The 20,272-nt window shown below is 55.6% G+C and carries 15 protein-coding genes; 2 read left to right on the top strand and 13 right to left on the bottom strand.

The genetic code is table 11. The features are described from left to right. Positions 1 to 2: 2 nt before the first annotated feature. The 8 genes from A0G03_RS04030 to A0G03_RS03995 all read right to left on the bottom strand — a co-directional run bounded on the left by A0G03_RS04030 (position 3) and on the right by A0G03_RS03995 (position 10,194). Positions 3 to 1,514, bottom strand: a complete 1,512-nt coding sequence (locus A0G03_RS04030; RefSeq protein WP_048261074.1) for an ABC transporter substrate-binding protein — start codon at positions 1,512 to 1,514, stop codon at positions 3 to 5. Between the two features lie 10 nt (positions 1,515 to 1,524). After that, positions 1,525 to 2,772 carry an MDR family MFS transporter gene (locus A0G03_RS04025; RefSeq protein WP_048261073.1) on the bottom strand — a complete coding sequence of 416 codons (1,248 nt, stop codon included), beginning with the start codon at positions 2,770 to 2,772 and terminating at the stop codon, positions 1,525 to 1,527. 224 nt (positions 2,773 to 2,996) lie between these two features. Continuing rightward, a complete protein-coding gene (locus tag A0G03_RS04020; protein WP_048261070.1) occupies positions 2,997 to 3,824 on the bottom strand; it encodes an ABC transporter ATP-binding protein in 828 nt (275 codons plus the stop codon). Then, the gene (locus A0G03_RS04015) at positions 3,821 to 4,699 is read right to left on the bottom strand and encodes an ATP-binding cassette domain-containing protein (RefSeq protein ID WP_198528820.1); all 879 of its coding nucleotides are present in this window, start codon (positions 4,697 to 4,699) and stop codon (positions 3,821 to 3,823) included. Before A0G03_RS04015 ends, A0G03_RS04020 begins: the two co-directional genes overlap by 4 nt. A gap of 181 nt (positions 4,700 to 4,880) precedes the next feature. Then, positions 4,881 to 5,801 carry an Rpn family recombination-promoting nuclease/putative transposase gene (locus A0G03_RS04010; RefSeq protein WP_048261068.1) on the bottom strand — a complete coding sequence of 307 codons (921 nt, stop codon included), beginning with the start codon at positions 5,799 to 5,801 and terminating at the stop codon, positions 4,881 to 4,883. 175 nt (positions 5,802 to 5,976) lie between these two features. Beyond that, complete coding sequence (locus A0G03_RS04005; RefSeq protein WP_048261066.1) at positions 5,977 to 7,770, bottom strand: aryl-sulfate sulfotransferase; 1,794 nt, start codon at positions 7,768 to 7,770, stop codon at positions 5,977 to 5,979. Positions 7,771 to 7,786: 16 nt separating this feature from the next. After that, on the bottom strand, positions 7,787 to 8,596 hold the full coding sequence (locus A0G03_RS04000; RefSeq protein ID WP_048261064.1) for an ABC transporter ATP-binding protein: 810 nt from the start codon (positions 8,594 to 8,596) through the stop codon (positions 7,787 to 7,789). Next, a complete protein-coding gene (locus A0G03_RS03995) occupies positions 8,593 to 10,194 on the bottom strand; it encodes an ABC transporter permease (RefSeq protein ID WP_048261062.1) in 1,602 nt (533 codons plus the stop codon). Before A0G03_RS03995 ends, A0G03_RS04000 begins: the two co-directional genes overlap by 4 nt. A gap of 238 nt (positions 10,195 to 10,432) precedes the next feature. On the opposite strand from A0G03_RS03995, the gene A0G03_RS03990 reads away from it, so the two are divergent. Beyond that, positions 10,433 to 11,563 carry an ABC transporter substrate-binding protein gene (locus A0G03_RS03990; protein ID WP_048261059.1) on the top strand — a complete coding sequence of 377 codons (1,131 nt, stop codon included), beginning with the start codon at positions 10,433 to 10,435 and terminating at the stop codon, positions 11,561 to 11,563. 12 nt (positions 11,564 to 11,575) lie between these two features. Here A0G03_RS03990 and A0G03_RS03985 read toward each other — a convergent pair whose 3' ends face one another. From A0G03_RS03985 to A0G03_RS03965, 5 genes are all read right to left on the bottom strand, one after another. Then, entirely contained in the window at positions 11,576 to 12,514 is a 939-nt protein-coding gene (locus A0G03_RS03985) for a LysR family transcriptional regulator (RefSeq protein ID WP_048261057.1), read from the bottom strand. A 126-nt stretch (positions 12,515 to 12,640) separates the two neighbouring features. Then, on the bottom strand, positions 12,641 to 13,399 hold the full coding sequence (locus A0G03_RS03980) for a CDP-diacylglycerol diphosphatase (protein ID WP_048261055.1): 759 nt from the start codon (positions 13,397 to 13,399) through the stop codon (positions 12,641 to 12,643). Positions 13,400 to 13,622: 223 nt separating this feature from the next. Continuing rightward, positions 13,623 to 15,632: a TonB-dependent siderophore receptor gene (locus A0G03_RS03975; RefSeq protein ID WP_048261053.1), complete on the bottom strand. Its 2,010-nt coding sequence runs from the start codon at positions 15,630 to 15,632 to the stop codon at positions 13,623 to 13,625. A 213-nt stretch (positions 15,633 to 15,845) separates the two neighbouring features. Beyond that, a complete protein-coding gene (locus A0G03_RS03970) occupies positions 15,846 to 17,084 on the bottom strand; it encodes an MFS transporter (RefSeq protein WP_048261051.1) in 1,239 nt (412 codons plus the stop codon). Between the two features lie 192 nt (positions 17,085 to 17,276). After that, on the bottom strand, positions 17,277 to 18,245 hold the full coding sequence (locus A0G03_RS03965; RefSeq protein ID WP_080965247.1) for a helix-turn-helix transcriptional regulator: 969 nt from the start codon (positions 18,243 to 18,245) through the stop codon (positions 17,277 to 17,279). A 215-nt stretch (positions 18,246 to 18,460) separates the two neighbouring features. Here A0G03_RS03965 and A0G03_RS03960 point away from each other — a divergent pair. Further along, positions 18,461 to 20,272: ABC transporter ATP-binding protein (locus A0G03_RS03960; protein WP_101749486.1), on the top strand; the 1,812-nt coding region annotated here is incomplete at its 3' end.

Here is a 20,272-nt window from a genome sequence, read left to right as displayed (position 1 = left end):
CGTTATTTCGTGCCGGTAGCAATATGCGTGGCGGCGTTAATCAATGTGCGTTCACGCGGGTCACGCAGTGCGTCTTTTACCTGCGCGCTTTCACCTTGAATCACTCGCTCATGCAGCATCGGGATTGCGGCATCGCTGGCGAGGATCAGATTCTCTGCTTGCATAATGGCCTGACGACGTGCCTCTCCGGCAGGAATGGCGGACGCTTTTTGCAGCGCCTGATCGATTTCCGGACGGCACAGTTGGGCGATATTGAACGACCCTTCACAGGCAAAATCGCTGTACAGGTAAGCCACCGGATCGCCGGAATCCAGCACGGTGGCGCGGGACAAAATAAAGGCGTCAAACTTGCCAGCCAGCGCGTCAGATTCGATCTGCGCATATTCGCGTACCACCTGCTTCACCGTAAATCCGGCGGCGGTGAGCTGTTGTGCCAGATAGACCGCGACTTCAGGCAGTTCAGCGCGATCGCTGAAGGTTGCCAGCGTGATGGTCGCGCCAGCGGGCGTACCGGCTTTAACCGGATTTGCCACAGGCTGGCGCAGCGTCGCCGCCCACGGTAGAGCAGGTCCCAACAGACCTTGGGCGACATCGGCACGCTTCTCATACACGTTGTCCACCAACTGCTGACGATTGATGGCATCGCGTACGGCAGCACGCATTGTGGGGTCTTGCATCACACCATGGTGCGTATTCAGATACAGCGTGTTGGTACGCGGCATAGGCACTTCATGCACCAGCGATTGATCCAGCAGCGGTGCCTGAGAAACAGGAATGGCTTCGACAATGTCTGCCGTGCCAGTGCGCAGGGCGGCGGCACGTGCCGCGCCGTCGGACACAAAGCTGACGTCGATACCGCTGGCCTGTGCTTTCTCGCCCCAGTAACCATCGAACCTATCCAATACCGCGCTGCTGGTGCCCGTGACAGTGCGCAGAACGAACGGGCCGCTCCCGGTATTGATCGGGTTGACGACGCCATTCTTACCGTATGCCGTGGTGGAGAGTATCGCCAATTGTGGGCTTGATAAACGCTGCGGTAGCAGCGGATCTACGTTGGCGGTGGAGACAATGACAGCGTTATCGCCATCGGCTTTGACCGTTAACTGCACGCCATCCAGAATTCGAGGTTTAGGTGAGGCGGTAGAGGCCACCGTGAGCGCATTGACCACCGTGGCGGCGTTTAACGTGGTGTTATCGTGAAAATGGACATTGGGGCGCAGTTCAAAACGCCAGGACTTATCATCGATCTGCTGCCATTTCGTCGCCAGCGCAGGCTGGGCTTCGCCGAGTTTATCGAGCACCACCAGCGTTTCCGCCGTACTCCAGCGCGATAGTTTAAAGGCGTCATCGCTCAGCGGAGTCAGACCGGAGCGCGGCGGTTGGAGCATCGCCAGTTTGATTCGCCCGTCATGATGCGAGGTGTGGTTTTCTTCAGGTTCATTAAAGCAGCCTGAAAGCAGCAGCGTGGCTGAGAGCAGACCGGAAATAGGCCACAGGGTATTACGCATATTCATCAGTCTGTCCTTATTCATTCACGGTTGAAGCGGATTTAAACGGGCGGCAGATGACCATCATCGCCAGTGAGCTACACAGCGGTACGGCGGCGAGCAACACCCATGGAATCGCGGCCTGTGGCGATGGCGTCAGCGCGCGATCGAGCTGGCTGCCGAGTATGAAGTTACCGACCAGCACGGCAATACCGCCCATTGACGCCAGCGCGCCATAGTGCGCACCCAGATTCTTGTTGTTGGCAAAGCGCGGGATGAGGTCCATCCCGACGGGGACGATCAGCATCTGTCCCAACGTCAGTAGAGTAATTAATGAGATCGCGGGGAGCAGGCGCTGCCAGCCTTCTGGCGGTGTGGTGGAGGCAAACAGCGCCACGCTAAAGAAGGACGCGGACAGCAGAGCGAAGCCTAATGGCAACATGCGCGCCGCACCAACCCGGCGCGCAAAACGCGCCAGCGGGAGCTGTAATCCGATCACCAGCAGAGACGCCAGTACAAACAGCGGGCCGAGGTCTTTCTCGCTGCTGCCGGAGCGATGCAGCTCAACCGGTAGCGCCAGATAGAGCTGGTTATAGCTGAACAGGTAAGCGCTGTAGGCGATGATGAAGGCGACAAAGCGCCGCTGGCGGAAGGTCTCCCACCACGGAGCGATGTGCAATTCGCCTTGATTCCGCTGTGTTGCCGGCAGGCTGAAAAATAGGACGATGAGCGCGATAACAAAGACGCCAGCGCCCGCCAGTGCTACGCGCTGGAATCCGTATCCGGCCAGCACCGAACCAAGCAATGGCCCGAGCACCGCACCCAACTCGCCGCAAATCGCAAACAGGGCGAACCACTCGGAGCGGCTGCGTTTTCCCTCTTTTTCACTTTGCGTACCGGCCTGTGCCATCAGCGCTTCAATGGCAGGAGAGAAAAGGGCACCGCCGACACCGGTCAGGCAGGCACCGAGGATTATCGGCCATAGCGAGTCGCCCAACGCCAGCAGGAGATAGCCGCTGATGCGCACGACGCAGCCGCACAGGATAATCACGCGTGCGCCGAAGCGATCGGCCAGCGCGCCGCCGACTAAAAACATGCCCTGCTGAGAAAAGGTGCGAAAACCAATTACCAGCCCGATAGCCCAGCCGGAAAGCTGCATGTCGTCGCGCAGGAAAATAGCCAGGAACGGCACGACGGCATAAAAGCCAATGTTGAAAACAAGCTGGCTACCCAGAAGCAACGGGGGATAGGGCCGTGGGGCGCGGTTGGCGATAAGGTCTGACATTCAATCATCCGTTATAAAAAGTCGCGATATACTCGTCATACTTCAAGTTGCATGTGCGTTGGCTGCGTTCACTCACCCGAATCACTTACCTGAGTAAGCTCATCGGGATTCCTTCGCTTGCCGCCTTCCTGAAACTCGAATTATTTAGAGTATAGAAAAATTACGTTATGGCTTAATAAACTATTAAAACAGTCAGTTATTGTAAGAAACGCGTTTTTAGCGAGCTAATAGCCGGAGGCCGACAGCCCAGGCACGGCCTGCAATAAACGGGCGGTGTGCGCCTGTTCTGGTGAAGCCAGCACCTCGGCGGTGGGGCGATCTTCAATGATGCGTCCGCTATCCATAACTAGCATCCTGTCGCACAGCCCAGCGAGCATGGAAATGTCGTGCGATACCATCAGTAATCCCATCTTGTTTTGTTCAGTGACTTGTTGAAGCAGGGCTTTGATCTGCTCACGCAGCGGCAAATCCAGACCGCTGACGGGCTCGTCTGCCAATAAAAATTCGGGGCGAACAATCAGTGCTCGCGCCAGCGCGACGCGCTGTGCCTGTCCACCGGAAAGCTGCCCAGCGACCTTGTCCAGAAGCGAAACGCTTAGCCCAACTTGATCCATAACCTCACGTAAATTCTTTTCACTAGCGCGATGGCTCTCATCGGGACGGAGTCGCTTCAGCGGCTCCGCAAGGAGATCGGCGACGCGCTGGCGTGGGGCGAGCGAGCCTGCTGGATCTTGCGGAATATACTGAACGCGACGGCGATACCACAGCAGCGAACGTACCGAACCGGGCTTAATCAGGTTGCCGTCGCAGTACACCGCGCCACTCTCAGGCGCTTCAAGCGCGAGCAGGGTCTTCAGCAATGTGGATTTACCACAGCCTGAAGCACCGACCAGCCCAACACGTTCGTGCTGTTGCAAATCCAGCGACAGGTCGTGAAAAATGGCGCTGGCTGGATCGGCCTTTTGCCACGGCAAACGCGGCGTCTGGCGATAGCGGCTGACGTGCTCAAGGCTTAAAAACGGTGAGGACACCGCATGCAGGTGGTGATTCATCCTGCAAGTGCTCCGGCAGCGGGTAACACATGGCTGGATAGAACATTACTGGGTAAAACATTACTGGGTAAAACATTACTGGATAAAACCGTAGTTGATAAAAAATTGTCAGCGCGACGCGCGGCAGCGACCAGACTACGTGTATAGGAATGCTGTGGTGCATTCAGGAGTTGCTGCATACTGCCGGATTCAACGATCTGACCATGTTCCATCACCAGACCACGCTGGCAGAGTTGGGCGGCGACGGCGATATCATGCGTAATAAATAACAGGGCGGGCGCACCCGGCTGCGCGCTACGTTCCTGTAAGACCTGCAATACCTGCTGCTGGGTGATGACATCAAGCGCAGTAGTGGGTTCATCCGCGACCAGCAGCCGAGTTTTGCCAAGCAGCGCGAGGGTAATACAAATACGTTGACGCTGACCGCCGGACAATTCGGCAGGATAGCGTTGCAGCAGATTAGGAATATCGTCCAGCTTCATGGCTGCCAGAAGCGCAGAAAGCTTAGCAGAAGAGGGCGATTTCAACGCCAGTGACAGCTGTTTTCCTAACGGCATGAGGGGATTAAGGGCTGTTGCAGAATCCTGAAAAACGGCAGAGACGCGGCTGGTATGCGGGCGTGCCAGTGCTTTCAACTGACCTACCTCTTCACCATTTACCTTAATGCTGCCGCTAATCTGGCACCCTGCGGGTGGAGTGCCGATTACCGCTTTGGCGGTGAGTGATTTACCTGAACCTGATGCGCCGAGTAAACAGACGCGTTCACCTGCGGACAGCGTAAAGCTGATATCGCTGACTTTGGTTTCACCGCCAATGGACAGGCTAAGGTTCTCTACCTGAAGCGTGGCGTCGGTATGTCTGTCCCAGTTGATCATGGTTAAGGTATACAGTTAATGTAAATCGATATGTAATAACATAACAAATTAAGGCGAAATGATGCAAAGGAAATGTGATCCAGAGCGAATAAATTACGCTATCGACGCAGTCTTAACCGCTTGCGTCGATGATGAAATTGGAGAGAGTAAATCGTAGGGAAACGCGGTGTATCTTGAGTGGTTACTCGTTAGGTTCATTACTGAGCTGTGCCAGTTCTGTCGCACTCAACTGAGTAATATGACAAACCTGAGTCGGTTCCATGCCAGTTAACAGGAGTTGGCGAGCAATCTGGCGGGCACTGGTTTTCATACCCTGCTCCATACCCCGTTGCATGCCATGCTTGATACCTTTTTCAAACCCAATTTTCTCAAGCTGTTGTGCGATGGTCATGATTGCCTCCCGATCCGTTGACAGAGATTGCGCGACGGCCTCAATAAACTCTGCGGGTTTTGATGTGTTGCCGCTTCGTGCGATGTAAAACAGTATCGCTCTTTTTTGCGGCAGTGGTATCTGCCAGCGTTCAAATAATAGCCCGATATCTTGCGCCAGTTCCAGCATATCACGCGTGCGAATGTGTTTTTGTACCAACTCCAGTAGTGCCACGCGTCGATGTGTCTTGATTTCCTCATCCGGTATCACCGTCAAGTCAACCAAAGGAAAGGATGAATTGTAGAGTTTTTCTGCTTGAGTCGCGTCGGTAAAGCCGTCAAGCCAGCGCAGCGTATAGGGATAAGGGCTACGCTGCCCGTGATAAAACAGCAAAGGGACAACAAGTGGTAATGTGTCGTGGCCTTGAGAGAGGTGTTGCTGCATGGCAGCCAACGCGTAGCGAAACAGACGGAATGGCATCAGCTTTTCTGGGCGGCTCTGATGTTCAATCACACAGTAGATATAACCTTGTCCTGCTGTGGTATTAATCGAATACAGCATATCCGATATTCTTGCGCGCAGTTCCTCGTCAACAAAAGAGGCTGATTGCAGTTGTAATGAGCTGAAATCGCAGATATTCCTGATTTCTTCTGGTAGATGGATGGCAAAGAAATCCTTTGCGACGGCTGGATCACTGAGAAACTGTTTAAAAATCGCATCATGCGCTGCCATGCTGTTTTTCCGTCCCTGAATAGTCTTTATGCAATGGTAAAAGAAGCGGATACAGGCAGGGAAGAAACACAGAGGATGATAACGTTGGTATGGAAGCGTGCGCGCAAGAAAAGTGAGAAATGAAAGAAACGCAGCGATCTCACTGGAAGCGAGATCGCTTTAGATGTCGTGGGGTTTAGGCTTGTTGCTTTGCCAGCCATTGGCGTAGGCGTTCGGGCTGTTGTGCGCCGCTCAGTCGAGTTCGTTCTTCACCGTTTTCAAGCCATAGCAGAGTCGGTAGTGTTCTTACCGCCAGTTTCTCCGCGAGTGCAATGTGATGATCGGCGTCCAGATAATGGCTCGATAACTGGCGGTATTCCTCGTTATCCAGAATCGTTTCCAACTGGCGGTAAAGGCTCTTACAGTGGACGCAACGCTCGGCACCGATTAGCAACAGCTGTGGTTCAGCTTGTGCTGCCAGTTCTGTCCAGTCGTCGACGGTAAGCGGAGCAAAGCGCTCTCGGTTGACAGCAAAGAGTTTCGGGCTGCGTTTAAGGTCTTCGCTGTCGGTCGCGACACACAGGGCATCGCCGCTCTTTTTGTAGGGGCGCGTGCCGTCAATACGAATCACGCTGGCGAAGCCGGGCGCGGCGGCTCCGGGCTGGCGTAGTTGAGTGTTATCCGGTGCGATTACCGGCGTTTCCTGCGGATGCGACAGCTGTGGCACCCACTCGTAGGGCACGCGGTAGGCGCGATACAGCATGTTGGTGTTCACCGTCTTGCCCCAGTAGGGGGAGATAAACTCCCAGACAATTTCGTGATCGACGGTGACTTCAAACAGCCGACCGTTAGCGCCTTCGTTAATCAGCGTATTGCCGTTTGGCAGGCGCTGGATATTGCTGATGTACGGGCTGTAAAAACGAAACGCGTCGGTCGGGTGTGGAATGCCCGCTTCGTAAGGCGAATAGCGCCAGACAATATCCAGCGTTACCGGATTGATTTCCAGCACGCGGGAATGGTCGCGCCAGGCGTTTTTCACCCCATCGGGCGAAGCCGGATTGGGTGCGCCGTAGCCTGCCCAGCCGCCGTTATCAAACACCAGAATATTGCCCGCACCCGGCAAGCCCGCTGGGATCATGTGCGCGTGGTGCTGGCCGATAATCCAGCCGATGTGTTTGAGTTCAGGCGTGTTGTAATTGGGGCCAAGCTGCCAGACGATGTTACCACTCTGCTTATCGATGATGGCGATGATGTTGGATTCGCGGGCATCCCAGATGATGTTATCGGGGTGGAAACGGGTATCGCCCTGATCGAACCACGGATTGGGGCCGAGTGCCGACATCGAGTTGATATGCATCCAGTCGCCCATCCCGCCGCCGCTTTTGCGCAGGTTGGGATTGTTGTACAGCGCGGTTTTGGCATCGTCATCAAAGCCCAGCTCGTCGAAATGGTCGCTGCACCGCCACTCCCATAAAATATTACCCTGCCAGTCCACCTCGATGATGGTGTCATCAAGCAGTAGTTTGTCGCTGATGCGTTCATTGTGCAGGTTGGTATGGGCCAACAATAGCGTGTTACCGCCAATCGATTGCGGTTCTTGCCCCGGTGCGTAATAGCCGACTGGATTGCCGCTGCGCTGGTAGTCATGATGGACGCGCGCCATCCATTCTGGCGGAAGATCAGGATCGGTAATGTGTTCATAACCGTTGAATTTCCAGACAACGTTGCCGTCCCAGTCCACTTGAATCAGATCGACCATGTCCTGCATACCGTAGCGCGAATCACGTTCGCCGCTGTGTCCGAGGATGTAACCGCCGGGCAGAATTTTATTGGGGAAGCCGTGTAGACCTTCCCACAGGCGCAGTTCAGTGCCGTTCATATCCACTAGCACTGCGCCGCGCTCCAGCGCCTGAAAGACGGTGTAGCCGCCCCAGGCTTTTTCCGGATTGTAAATCGTCGTGCCGGTTGGGTAGACGGAAGGGTGTCCCATGATGGTGCTCCAGTATTTACGTGTTCAGAGAAGAGAGGGCAGCAGCCGTGTCGGCGGGCTGCGTCAGTAGAGCAAGCAGATCGCTGCACTGCTGGTGAAAAGCCTGGCTGTCACGCTGGCGCGGATGTGGCAGCGAAATGGTTGCAATCTGGCGGATACGGCCCGGCCGCGGTGCCAACACGACAACGCGGTCGGCGAGATAGACCGCTTCTTCGACGTCGTGTGTCACCAGCAGCGTGGTGGTACCTTCTGCCTGATGAATGCGACGCAGTTCCTGCTGCATCTGCTGACGGGTCAGGGCGTCCAGCGCGCCAAAGGGTTCATCCAGCATCAGGATGCGTGGATTGGCGACGAGCCCGCGCGCGATAGCTACGCGCTGCGCCATGCCGCCGGAAAGTTGGGCGGGCAGTGCGTCGGCAAAATCCTGCAAATGCACTAACTGAATGAAGTGGTCGATCAGGAGTTTGCGCTCTTTTTCGCTGATTGACTCATTCGCCAGCCCGAGTGCGATGTTTTGCCGCACCGTCAGCCAAGGAAACAGGCGCGGTTCCTGAAATACCATGCCACGCTCACGTCCGATGCCGCGCACGGTTTTTCCTTCGACCAGCACGCGCCCCTGATAGTCGTTGTCCAATCCGACCAGCATGCGCAGCAGTGTGGATTTGCCGCAGCCGCTGCTACCGACAATCGCCACCAACTCACCGCTGTGAATCGATAGGGAAAAATCTTCAATCACCGTCAGCGCCTCGCCCTGTACGCGAAACTGCTTACGCAGGTGGTCGAACTGCACCACTGGCGGTGACATATCAAGGGAAGGGGACGTCATACGATTTCTCCTGCGGAACGCCAGCGCGTCATCCGCTGTTCCAGACCTAATCCGACGCGGTCGAGCGCCGCGCCCGTTAAGCCAATCAATAACATGCCGCTGATAATCAGAGGCATGTCCAGCAACTGCTGAGCGTTGATCATCAGGCTGCCGATTCCGGTGCCGGATGACATGAAATATTCTGCGCCGATGGTGCCAAGCCAGGCGTAAATCAGCGACAGGCGTAAACCCGTGAAGATGGCAGGTGCGGCTCCCGGTAAAATCAGGACTCGCAGACGAGTTGATAAACGCAGTTGCAACACCTGCGCGACTTCCTGTAAGGCTTGGGAACGTTGGCGAATACCGCGATGGCTGGCCACCAACATGGGAAAGAAAGAGGCGAGTGCGACAAACGTGATTTTTCCGGCTTCATCGTTACCAACCCAAGCGGTCAGCAGCGGCAGCCAGGCAAACAGTGCAATCTGACGTAGTGTCGCGACCGTGGGCGTGAAAAGGGCGTCGCTGGTGGCATTCAATCCCAGCAGCACGCCGCCTACGAGACCCGCAACAATGCCGCATACTGCACCGGCGAGCGCACGAGTCAGACTGGCCTGCATTGCCTCGGTCAGTGAACCATCGCGGACGCCTTGCAGCAGCATGTGCCACACGTCGGCAGGTGGGGGAAGCAAGAGCGGATCGATCCAGCCGAAACGGCTGGCCTGTTGCCATAACAGCAGAAGCAGGAAGGGTAAAACCAGTGCCGATAGTTTGCGAGACGGCGTTGAGGTTAATCGGCTAAGTGGCGGATGCGGCCAGAAGACCAGACGGCGCTCCAGTTGATTGATCAGCCACTCCATCATCAGCCCAGCCATCCCGATGACGGCGATGCAGACAAACACGATGTCTAGCTGAAACAGTTGACGCCCCCATACCAGCAGATAGCCGATGCCCTGAGACGATGCCAGCAGTTCGACCACAATCAGCGACACCCAAGCCTGCGAAAGCGCGAGCCGTAAGCCGGTTAGCCAGGTCGGGAAGGCGGCAGGCAGCGTTAATTTGATGAGGCGCTGGTGCCACGGCAGGCGCAGGGTACGGGCAACTTCTCGTAGCGCATGCGGCACATTGCGTACGCCCGTTTGCGTATGCAGCGTCACTGGAATAATGACGGCCTTGATGATGACTGCGAACTTCAATGCGTCATCAATGCCAAACAGCACCATAAATAGCGGGATCCAGCCTAGCGTCGGGATCTGTGCCAACGCATAAATTGTCGGGTGCAGCAGGTGTTCGGCGCGGCGTGATGCTCCCATGAGTGCACCAAGCAATGTTCCTGCCAGTAAACCAGCCAGCAGACCGCCAACTAGCCGTTGCATGCTGATAAAGAGCTGTGGCAGGAGATCGTTATGCCAAAGTTCGACAGCGGTATTGGCGACGACAGTGGGGGCAGGAAGAATTTGAGTGGGCATCCAGCCGTAATGGGTGCTGGTGTACCACAGTGCCAGCAACGCCAGTGGCACGACTATTGGCACTATTATTGGCACGACAAGAGAATAGACACGCGCTATCGGCAGAGCAGGCCAGACGGTCACGGATTTTTTCAGCACTATAGACTTATTCATTTTATTCCACGAAAGCCCCACGGCTGTATGAATAAGTAATAAAAAACAGGTTTACACGCGGAAGGCCAATGCAATAAAGCGATGGCCGTCGTGCAATAAATGCATATGCGAATCCCAAGCCCGCCAGCGCTGATTTATGCTTTTTTCCTCTGAACAAACCTGTAAATGTTATTTAAGCCTGACGCCGACGGTTCGTTAGTTTTCATGGCAGATGAAACAGATTACTAAGGAAAACCGTATGCAGCATGCAACCCTTTTAGCGTTGATAACCCCTTATTCTCGCTGGCGGCTGGGAATGAATAAAATTCTTGGGATGACGTTACTGATGAGTGCCGCACTCGTTTCCGCGGTACAGGCGGATGATGGTGTGACGTCGGATGCACAGAAGCCGACGGAGATTCGTATCGGTTTGCCGGACCAAAGCGCCGGCAGCAAGCCCTTTATCCGCGGGCCGTTGGGATTAGCCCATATTCAAAAACAGTTGGAGAAAGAATTTGAGCCGCAGGGCATCAAAATTCAGTGGTCGTTCTTTAAAGGTGCAGGGCCGGCGGTGAATGAAGCGCTGGCGAACAAGCAGTTGGATGTGGTGTATCTGGGCGATCTAGCTGCCATTATTGGTCGTGCGGGTGGCCTGCAGACGCGGGTACTGGTGGGATCGCGTGGTTCTAATTCTTATCTGGCGGCAACACCGGAATCGGGTATTCAACGCATTGAGGATTTACGCGGCAAGCGGATTGCAGTCTACAAAGGAACAGCCGATCAGCTGTCATTTGAACGAGCCATTAAAAGCGTCGGGCTGAATGAACGCGACGTGCGGGTAATCAATCTCGACTGGACTGCGGGCAAAGCGGCGCTGGCGGCCAGACGCGTTGATGCGGTGTGGGGCGGCGCCTCCCTGCTGGCGTTGCGTCAGCAGGGCATCAATATTGTCACCACTAGCCGTGCGCTGGGTTGGGCGAATACCACGCAGGCTGCGGTGCTGGCGACGCAGGATTTTATCGATCGCTATCCGGGAACGACGCAGCAACTGGTGAATGTGCTGGTGGACAATGCGCAGTGGATCGGCGATGCGCAGCACTTGCCGGAATATACGGCGCTGATGTCCGAGCAGAGCCAGATTCCACAGGCTATTTTTCAGGAAGAGCTGAAAGCGGAAGATCTCCCATTCCAAAGCTCGCCACGCCTCGACCCGTTCCTGCTCAGCAGCTTGCAGGACAGTATCGATCGGGCGAAAGCCGCCGGGTTGATTCGCAACACGTTTTCAGCCAGCGACTGGTTTGCCGGTCAGTTTGCCGATCGGGCATTAAAGGCCAAAGGACTGGAGTCAAATTGGCCGGTGTATGATGCCAGCGGTAACTCGACGAAATAATCATCAAGGCGCTCACAGGGTTGGCAGTGCCGGAGCCGGTGAGCGCAGCCTGTCTTGCGCCAGTATGGTTTCGATCATCAGTTCGGCCAGCGGCGGCAGCGTCCTTTGCAAACAGGTGACAATGCCGAAGCGGGTTTGCATATTGCCCCATTCTGGCGGTGTTCCCGTCAGCGGAATTTCTACCAATTGATGACTTAATCGTCCCAGCGCGAAGCCATCCTCGCTGGCAAAGCTGATAGCCTGCGTATGTCGCAGGATACTGAAGACCGAATAGATATGGTCACATTGAATCTGCGGACGATAGTCGGGCTGGCGCGTGAGGGCAGCCAAAACCTTGCGCATGCCGACAGGCATAAAAGGAGAGGCGAGCGGAAAGCGCAGCAGATCGTCTGGCGTGATATTTTCCTGTTGTGCCAGCGGGTGTGAGGAGTGGCAGATAAAGAAGCAGCGTTGCTGGCTTAATGGCTGCACATGGAGGTTCGTTTCCATTTCGGCCTGCCAGGTATCGGCAACGATGAAAGGCCACTCGTCGGCCAACAGCCGCTCACGCAGCGATTGCCAGTTATCCACGCTGTAGGTGACTCTGGCTCGCGGACGAAGGGCATGGAAATGTGCGACCGCCTTGGGGATCAGCGTGGTAGAGGGAGCAGGGCCGCAACCAAACGTCAGTTCACCTTCCTGCGCCTCGCTGATTTGCTGCATGTCGGTCATCAACTCCCAGGACAACTCCTGCATGCGCCGCGCAAACGGCAGCAGCGTATTGCCCTGCCACGTCAGCGCAAAGCGTCGGCTCTGACGGTCGATAAGCGGATGTCCCATCGTTTGCTCCAGCGCCTGAATGCTGCGGCTGAATGCCGACTGTGACAGACAGACGGCTTCTGCGGCCTGTACAAAACTCCCGTGTTCGGCCAGTGCAAGAAAATTGCGTAATTGCCGTAAATCCAGATGCATGTTGCAGCTACCTACCGTATCGATTTTCCCCACTTTTTAGGCGGAGGTCGGATAGCAACGCAATGAACAAAACGTTATAAGTTATAGCGAATTGATTGCTATCGACCTTCAGGCTGCGGTCAGCGGCTATCTTGCCAGCGCACAAGAAAAGTCCTGAATTTCTTCCACGGAGCCGAGACTCATATTGAACACGTCAAGGCTACTGGCGAGCAATACCTTCTCGCCCGTTGGCGTAGAAACCATCGCAAGGCCGTATTTACCGATAGATTCATTTCGCTGCTGTGCGTAGCGATCCAGGGTTTTGAACGGATCGCTTTGCGCCAGTTCGTTCGCCGTGAGCGTTTTTGCCAGATAGATATGCCCATTAATTTTCGCTGGCAGCGCTTTCCAGTCGCCAGAAAGTGTCGGGAACTGCTGATTCAGCGTTTGATAAATATCCGGGCGCAGGCAGGCAATGTGGATATGCAGTTGGTTTTGCGTGCGGCCATAGCGTGAGTTAATTGCCAGCGAAATATAATCGTCTTTGATCGGTTTACCTGCTTCGCGCGACAAATGGCCGCGCCGATCCCACGCCTGCATGAAGAAATTAGGCGTGTTTTGTTGCAAGAGTTCAGGGCTTTCGATACCGCTGATTTTATCCGTTGGGAGCAGTAGGTCGTGATAGGGGCCGTTTCTGTCATCAAAGAGCACGTAGCCCTCTGCCAGATTAACCTCCAGACAGGGTGCTGGATTACCACTGCGCTGCTGGTTGGGCACGCACTGTTCACTGACGATTTCCCACAGCGCGTTGCTGTTTCCTCGGCCAACCTTCCACCCTATTGCTGTGACCACCGCGAGCACAATGATGGCAGAAACCGTGAAGATCAGGATCGTGTTGCGTTTCATGACGGGTCTCCGGTTGGCGTAAAATATCAGGGTAAACGGATCATGAGAAAGTAGCGCTGGTCAGTATGGAACAGGCGCGATGTCATTAATATGACCCGCGGTAAAAGGCGAAAGCCTAATCGGTAACGGATTGTAAGAGGCAAGAGGAATGGAGGATAACATGCAGGGATGGCAGAGCGTCATCCCTGCAGAGCAGGGTGTTACGGATGCGGGACGATAGAAATCAGAATAAATCGACGCGCACGTCCACGCCGACGGTACGGCCTTCATTGGCCTGCGCGTAGCCGGAGGTTCCGCTCATAAAGCCAAAGGTGCGGTAGCGACGGTCGAAGACGTTATCCACATAGCCCGCGATATTCACCCGATCGGTAGCCTGCCAGCTAAGACGCAGATCGGTGGTGGTATAGGTGCCCTGACGCAGCGCGTTGTCGCCATCGAAGTAGTGCGGCCCCACCACGTTGAAGGCCAGGCGCGGCATTAACGCCCCGAACGAGGTATCAATCAACCCGTTCAGGCTAGTGCCTGCACCGTAGCGCGGAACGAAGGGAACGCGTTTATCCTGATAACTCTCACTGTCGCCACTAAATTCAGAACGAACATAGGTGCCGTTGATATCCCATGACCAGTTGGGAACAAACTGCCACTTGACCATCATCTCTACGCCGTTAGCGTCAGCGCTACCTGCATTGCTGAGCGTTTGCATACCAACAGGGCCGGAATACAGTTGCATATCACGCGTGTGGGTATGGAACACGGCACCCTGAAGCTGTACATCGCCGCTCTGATAGCGTGAGCCGATTTCATAGTTAATCGATTTCTCCGCACTGTAAGGAATGGCCTGTGTACCTGCGGCAGGTGAGTAGTTAAAACCGGTTGGCTTATAGCCCTGTGCAACGCGGGTATACACGCGCCAGTCATTATTCAGCAGGTAGCTGGCGGAGAGTTGCCCCAGTACCTGATCGTCATCGACGCTGTTGCTATCACCCACGTTCATGCCGGAGAACTGCTGGTGGTAACGGGTTTCGGCCTTGTCGTGTGATACACGCAGCCCGCCGCCCAGATCGATACGGTCAGTCAGGTGCCAGGTCAGATCGCTGTAGGCGGCTAACGTCTCTGTTGATGTGTTGGCATTGCTCTGCATAAACGGAGAGCCTGCCATGCTGTAGGTCAGATCGAGCTTTTCACGCGTGTTCTGTCGGTAAAGGCCGAACACCATATCCACCGTGCGGCCTGCACCGTGTGTGGCAGCCCGTAGTTCCTGCACATCCTGATTCCAGCGCTCTGGCATGTTGGCAATCAGCGTACTGTTTGGGAAGGTACGGTCATAATTCTGCTGCTGCCATGCGCCGATCAGGCTGAAGATCCAGTTGTCGGTGGTGTATTTTCCACTCAGCGACTGGCTATGGGTGCAGCGGCGTAATGTAGGATCGGGCGCGCCAGCGGCAATCTCCAGCGTCCGGTTTTTAGCATCGCCAAACGGCAGATAAGTATCCTGCGTGGCGCGCGTGCAGTCTTCCGTCAGTGCCAGACTGGTTTCCCACGGTTGACCATCCGGTGCCAGCCGCAGTCGAAGATTCCCAACGCTGGATTTTGTCCCGCCGAGGTTATCGCTGCCTGTAGAAGGATTGGTCATCGCGCCCGAATCGACCTGGCGCAGCAGGGTGACGCTGCCATACAGCAGGCCATCCTGAATGGGGCCGCTAACATTGATTTTGCCGTGATAGCCGTCGCGGCTGGCAACGCCGCCTTCGACATAGCCACGCGGCGTGCTGTCCGGCTGCTGGGTGACGATATTGATAATGCCGCCCTGCGCGCTTTTACCGTACAGCGTCCCCTGCGGACCGCGCAGTATTTCGATGCTTTCTACATCGGAGAGTGCCTGTACGGTGTTGGTGGCGAGCTGTGGTACGCCGTCCACGTAGACCGTCACTGCTGGGCTGTAGAAATCCTGTGCGGAAGACACGCCGCGTAGTGAAATTGAAGGGAACAACAGGCTGCCATTATTTCCGAGGTTGAGGCCGGGCAGAACCCGAGTCAGTTTGTCGGTGCTGGTGACACCAGCATCTTTGAGTTCTGGTGCCGTCACGACGGTAGATGAGACGTTATTGGCCGAGGCGGAATAGGGTGACTGTTTGCTGGCGGAGACAACAAGCGTATCGTCCTGAGCCGCAAAGGCACAGGACGAGAGAAACATGCTGGTTAAGGCGAGTGGATAAAGGCGCATTATTTTCATTATTAAATCCCTGAAAAGACTAAAATCGATGTCAAAGGCAACGGTTTTCATCACGACACGCTTTTATCTCGGTCCGAAAATATCACGATCCGAAAAGCGAGTGAGACAGAGAATGACGAAAGTTAAATGATAATCGTTTGCATTTTTTGAGCTACCCGTATCGGGTCTATTTCAACCCGAATACAATAGATGTCCTGTACGGTTTCCCTTTCGTTAATCCTGATCTCGGTGGCTTACTGTTGCTGGGGAAATACCTTCCGAAAATACGCGGGAAAGCCTTGCCGATAGGCGTTTGGCGGGCCACAGGCTGGCGATGGCGAAGCAGGCCAGCACGCCCAGCGTGGTCTGATAATTCGTGTGATGCGCGAGCTGAAGCGCGGCGATCGACACGATCATGGCGACGGCAGCATCGGTGGATTGGAACAGTGCATAGTCGGACGCGGGCTGATGCGGCCTGACCAGCCCCATCAGGACGTTGTATAACGTGACAAACCCGATGGCGGCGGCAAGATTGACTACGCCAAAGAGCACAATCCAGATATTCAACGAATACAGCGGGTAACCGATGGCCAACACGATAGCCAGCAGAGCGTGTACGATCATCACGGGCAGCAGGCAGCGCAGTGCGCCCAAGCGTCGAATCAGGACGTTGGCGAGCACAATCCCTACGCCACTGACCGCCGTGCTGTATACGGTCATAACGATACCGAGCTGACTCAGACTAAGCTGCTGATCGATGAGCATAACGGTCTGTAGCGCCATCATGCCGCGCATCGCCAGATAGAAAATGGCTGTGAAGGCTAATACCGGCCAGAGCGTGTTGAACGTTTGACGATTTAGTGTCGGGCGCACGGTGGGATCAGCGTGATGTATGGTCTGGCTGGTATAGCGCAGCGGCAGGATGAGCATCAGCAGCGACAGCCCTGCCAGTGCGAAGAAACCGCCTCGCCACCCAGCATGTTCGGCAATGCTCAGGAACGCATAAGAGCCGAACAGAATACCCAGATAGCTGCCGCCGACCTGTGCGGTATTCGCCAGCGCGCGACTGGACGTGTTGGTAGTGCAAATCGTGATGCCGTCGGCATAGATGTCATGGCTGGCGGAGAGCAGCGCCAGCAACATCAGCGTAATAACGATAGCCAGAACAGATTGCTCCGGTGAAATGAGGCCAATCACCACCAGCGTTATCGCCATGGCGATCTGGAGCAACACCAGACTGCCTAAATAGGGATTACCACGCAGGCGGAGGGCGTGGCGCTCTCCCCAGGGTGCCCACAGGCACTTGGCAATCCACGGAAGAAAGGTCAGTGACAGCCAGCTTAACTGTGCAAGATCCAATCCAGCATGGCGAAAATAGCCCGCGACGCCTTGCATGATGAGCGCGGTAATCATGCCCTGATGGAGGTAGAAACACCAATAGGGCAGGTAGCGTGTTATTGGGCTGTGCGTCATGGTTTGTCGCGATCCAGCAGCGTTATCGCTAGCGCCTGTGTTTTAAGGTGGAGATAGAGGATTGCTACGGAATCGGGCATGACGGTTTCTCCTGCGTGTAATGGAGAAAATGATAATCATTCGCTATTGTGGCGCTACCCGAATCCAGTCTATTTGTACCCGTATCGGGATGATTGTTGCGCCAATTGCTCGCTAAATATTCAGACGTTTAAACGCAGAAGGCGTGACGCCGAACTGCTTTTGGAACGCCGCACTAAAGTGGCTGGCGTTGGCATAGCCCAAATCGGTGGCGACTACCATGACTGGTGTACCCGTGACAAAGAGCCGACGCCGCGCTTCATGCATGCGTTCGGCCTGAAATAGTCCATAGATGCTGTTATTGAAGAGTTGACGGAATCCGCGTTTCAGCTTGAGTACGCTTAATCCAGTTTCTCTGGACAACATGGCGATGGTCGGAGCCTGTGACAGATCCGCCAGCAGACGATCTTTGGCACGCAGTAGTTTCTGGCGATCGGCCAGATTCAGCGTGTCCTGCTGGGGGAGGGTGTCGGAATGCCCAGCGACAGCAAGGCTGACCAGAATCATGCTTTGTCCCAGCAGCCATAGCGGCGCATGGCTGTTTTCATCTGCCTGCTGTGGTTGCGTTAGGCTTGACAGAGCGTGGCTTAATACCTGAGCAGTTCCCCGCATTTCGGCATTGCAGTCACAGTGAGTGCAGAGACGACCGGAATCCAACTGTTGTTGCAGCTTTCCCGTGAGGTTTGGCACCCAGCTAGCCAACAGATCAGGGCTTAGCGACACCGTGACGCTTTCAAACTGCCCAGCATAAGACGACGTGCCCTGACAGTCTGGCGTGTAGCTAATGCAGCCCGAACCCTGCTTCAGTACGTGCTCTCGTCCCCGATCGCCCTTCAGTGCAAATTGCGAATCCCCCTGCAATGAACAGGAAAAATTAATACGTCCCCAATCGTCGTGCAGGTGCATGGTGGTGGGCTGTCGGAACTGCCCGCGCCACACCAGAATATCCAGCCCTTCCTGAAGCGTGGCGCGTAGCAGACTACAATCTGCGCCAGTATTAGGTCGCACGACGTGCAGCTCAGCAATCAAATTTGAAATTGTGACTTCAGGTTCGCTGGAGGCTTTCAGTGGGGAGGCATTCAATGGACAGACTCCTGAACATGCGGGCTGCGGCATCGTACGATCGCGGTAATGCGGTTGATGACAGTCACCCTGTACGGATTCGGGTATAAATCGGCTCGAATCGGGTAGATACGCAGTTGAGAATAGTTATTATTCCTGACTTTATTGCCGCCGTCGAGTTGATTTGCGGGTCTTGCGGGTAAGCGACTGTGCGGGAAAGAGAAAAGAGAGAAACTATGTCACATTCTGCTGTTGATGAGGGTTCATCGGCTGCCGCGCCGCATTCTACGCCACAACGTCGAGCCTGGCACATTATGCACCCTGTGCGAGGGCAGATTCGTCTGGCGATGTGCCTGTCGGGGCTGTCGGTGTTGGCGGGCATCGCTTTTTTACTCTCTCTGGCGTGGAGTATCCAACTCCTGATCTTACAACCTGCATCATGGCCTCTACGCCCAATGAGCGGTGCGGTGCTGTGCCTGACCGCCAGCTATCTGTTACGCCTGCTGGCCTTTAATCACTCTCACTATGCCGCGTTCCGACTGGAAAATCAGATTCGTAGCGCGCTGGCGGAGCAGTTGGCGCGCATTCCACTAGGGGAAGTACAACGTCTGGGCACGGGGTCGCTGGCGAAGATCCTGCATGATGATGTGAAAGCACTTCACCTGTTCGTGGCGGACAGTACGCCGCTCTACGCTCGCGCCTTTGTGGCTCCGCTGTGTACTGGGGCGTTGCTGTTCTGGCTGGACTGGCGTTTGGCATTGGCGGCCTTGCTGGTGCTGGCCATCGGATCCGTGGTGCTGATGCTGGCGATGCGCGATGCGGGCGAGATGAACCAGCGCTATAACCAAGCGCGGGAAGAGGTCAGTACCGCGGTGATTGAATTTGTTCAGGCGATGCCGGTGGTGCGTACCTTTGATACGGGGGCGGCAACGTTTGGGCGCTATCAGCAGGCGTTGGAAAACTATCTGGACGTGCTCACGCGCTGGTATCGGCAGGCGGGATTCTCGGCGCGTTTCTCCTTTGCCGTACTTAATCCGCTCCCGACGCTGCTGGCGTTGTGTTGGGTGGCATACAGTTTCTACAACCACGATCGTCTCGATTTCGGCCTGTGGGTGGGCGTGCTGCTGCTGGGCAATGGCATGGCGGAGGCTGTTATGCCGATGATGGCACTGAATCATATGGTGGCGAAAACCCGATTGAGTATCAGCAGAATTCAGGATGTGCTGGCGTTGCCGCCGCTACCGGAAGCAGAAAATGATGCCTTGCCTACCGATGCCAGCGTGTGTTTTGAGCAGGTGAGTTTTCGTTACGATCGGCTGGCGAGCGACTGGGTGTTGGAGGACGTCAGCTTTCAGGTGCCCGCAGGATCGGTCACGGCGCTGGTGGGGGCATCGGGTGCAGGGAAAACCACGGTGGCTCGGCTTATTCCCCGCTTTTGGGACGTGACGGCTGGGCGCATTTTGATTGGCGGTGTCGATATCCGGCAGATGAAAACCGCCACGCTGATGCAGCAGGTGTCGTTTGTTTTTCAGGAATCCTTCCTGTTTGCGGACACGCTCGCCAATAACATCCGGCTTGGTTTACCTGAGAAAAGCATGGATGAGGTGATTGCCGCAGCGACGGCGGCGCAGGCGCATGATTTTATCATGGCGCTGCCGCAGGGTTACGAGACGCTTGCTGGTGAGCGTGGCCAGTTCCTTTCTGGCGGACAGCGCCAGCGTATCGCCATTGCGCGGGCGCTGCTGCATAACCGGCCGATTCTGGTGCTGGATGAACCGACGGCCTTTGCCGACCCAGAGAATGAAGCGGCGCTGCTGGCGGCGCTTGGCGTTCTGATGCAGGGAAAAACGGTCATTATGGTGGCGCACCGGCTGTCGACGATTCGCGATGCCGATCAGATCGTGGTCTTTGATCACGGGAGGCTGAGCGAATCTGGTCAGCATGATGTGTTACTGACCGCACAGGGGCGCTATAGCGAGCTGTGGCGACATTATGAGCAGGCGCAACAGTGGGCATTGGGCGGCGCATCACCACGTATCGGGCAATCA

The organism is Pectobacterium peruviense (assembly GCF_002847345.1).
In the GTDB taxonomy this organism is placed as follows: Bacteria; Pseudomonadota; Gammaproteobacteria; order Enterobacterales; family Enterobacteriaceae; genus Pectobacterium; species Pectobacterium peruviense.
This window is presented reverse-complemented; position numbering and strand designations above follow the sequence as displayed.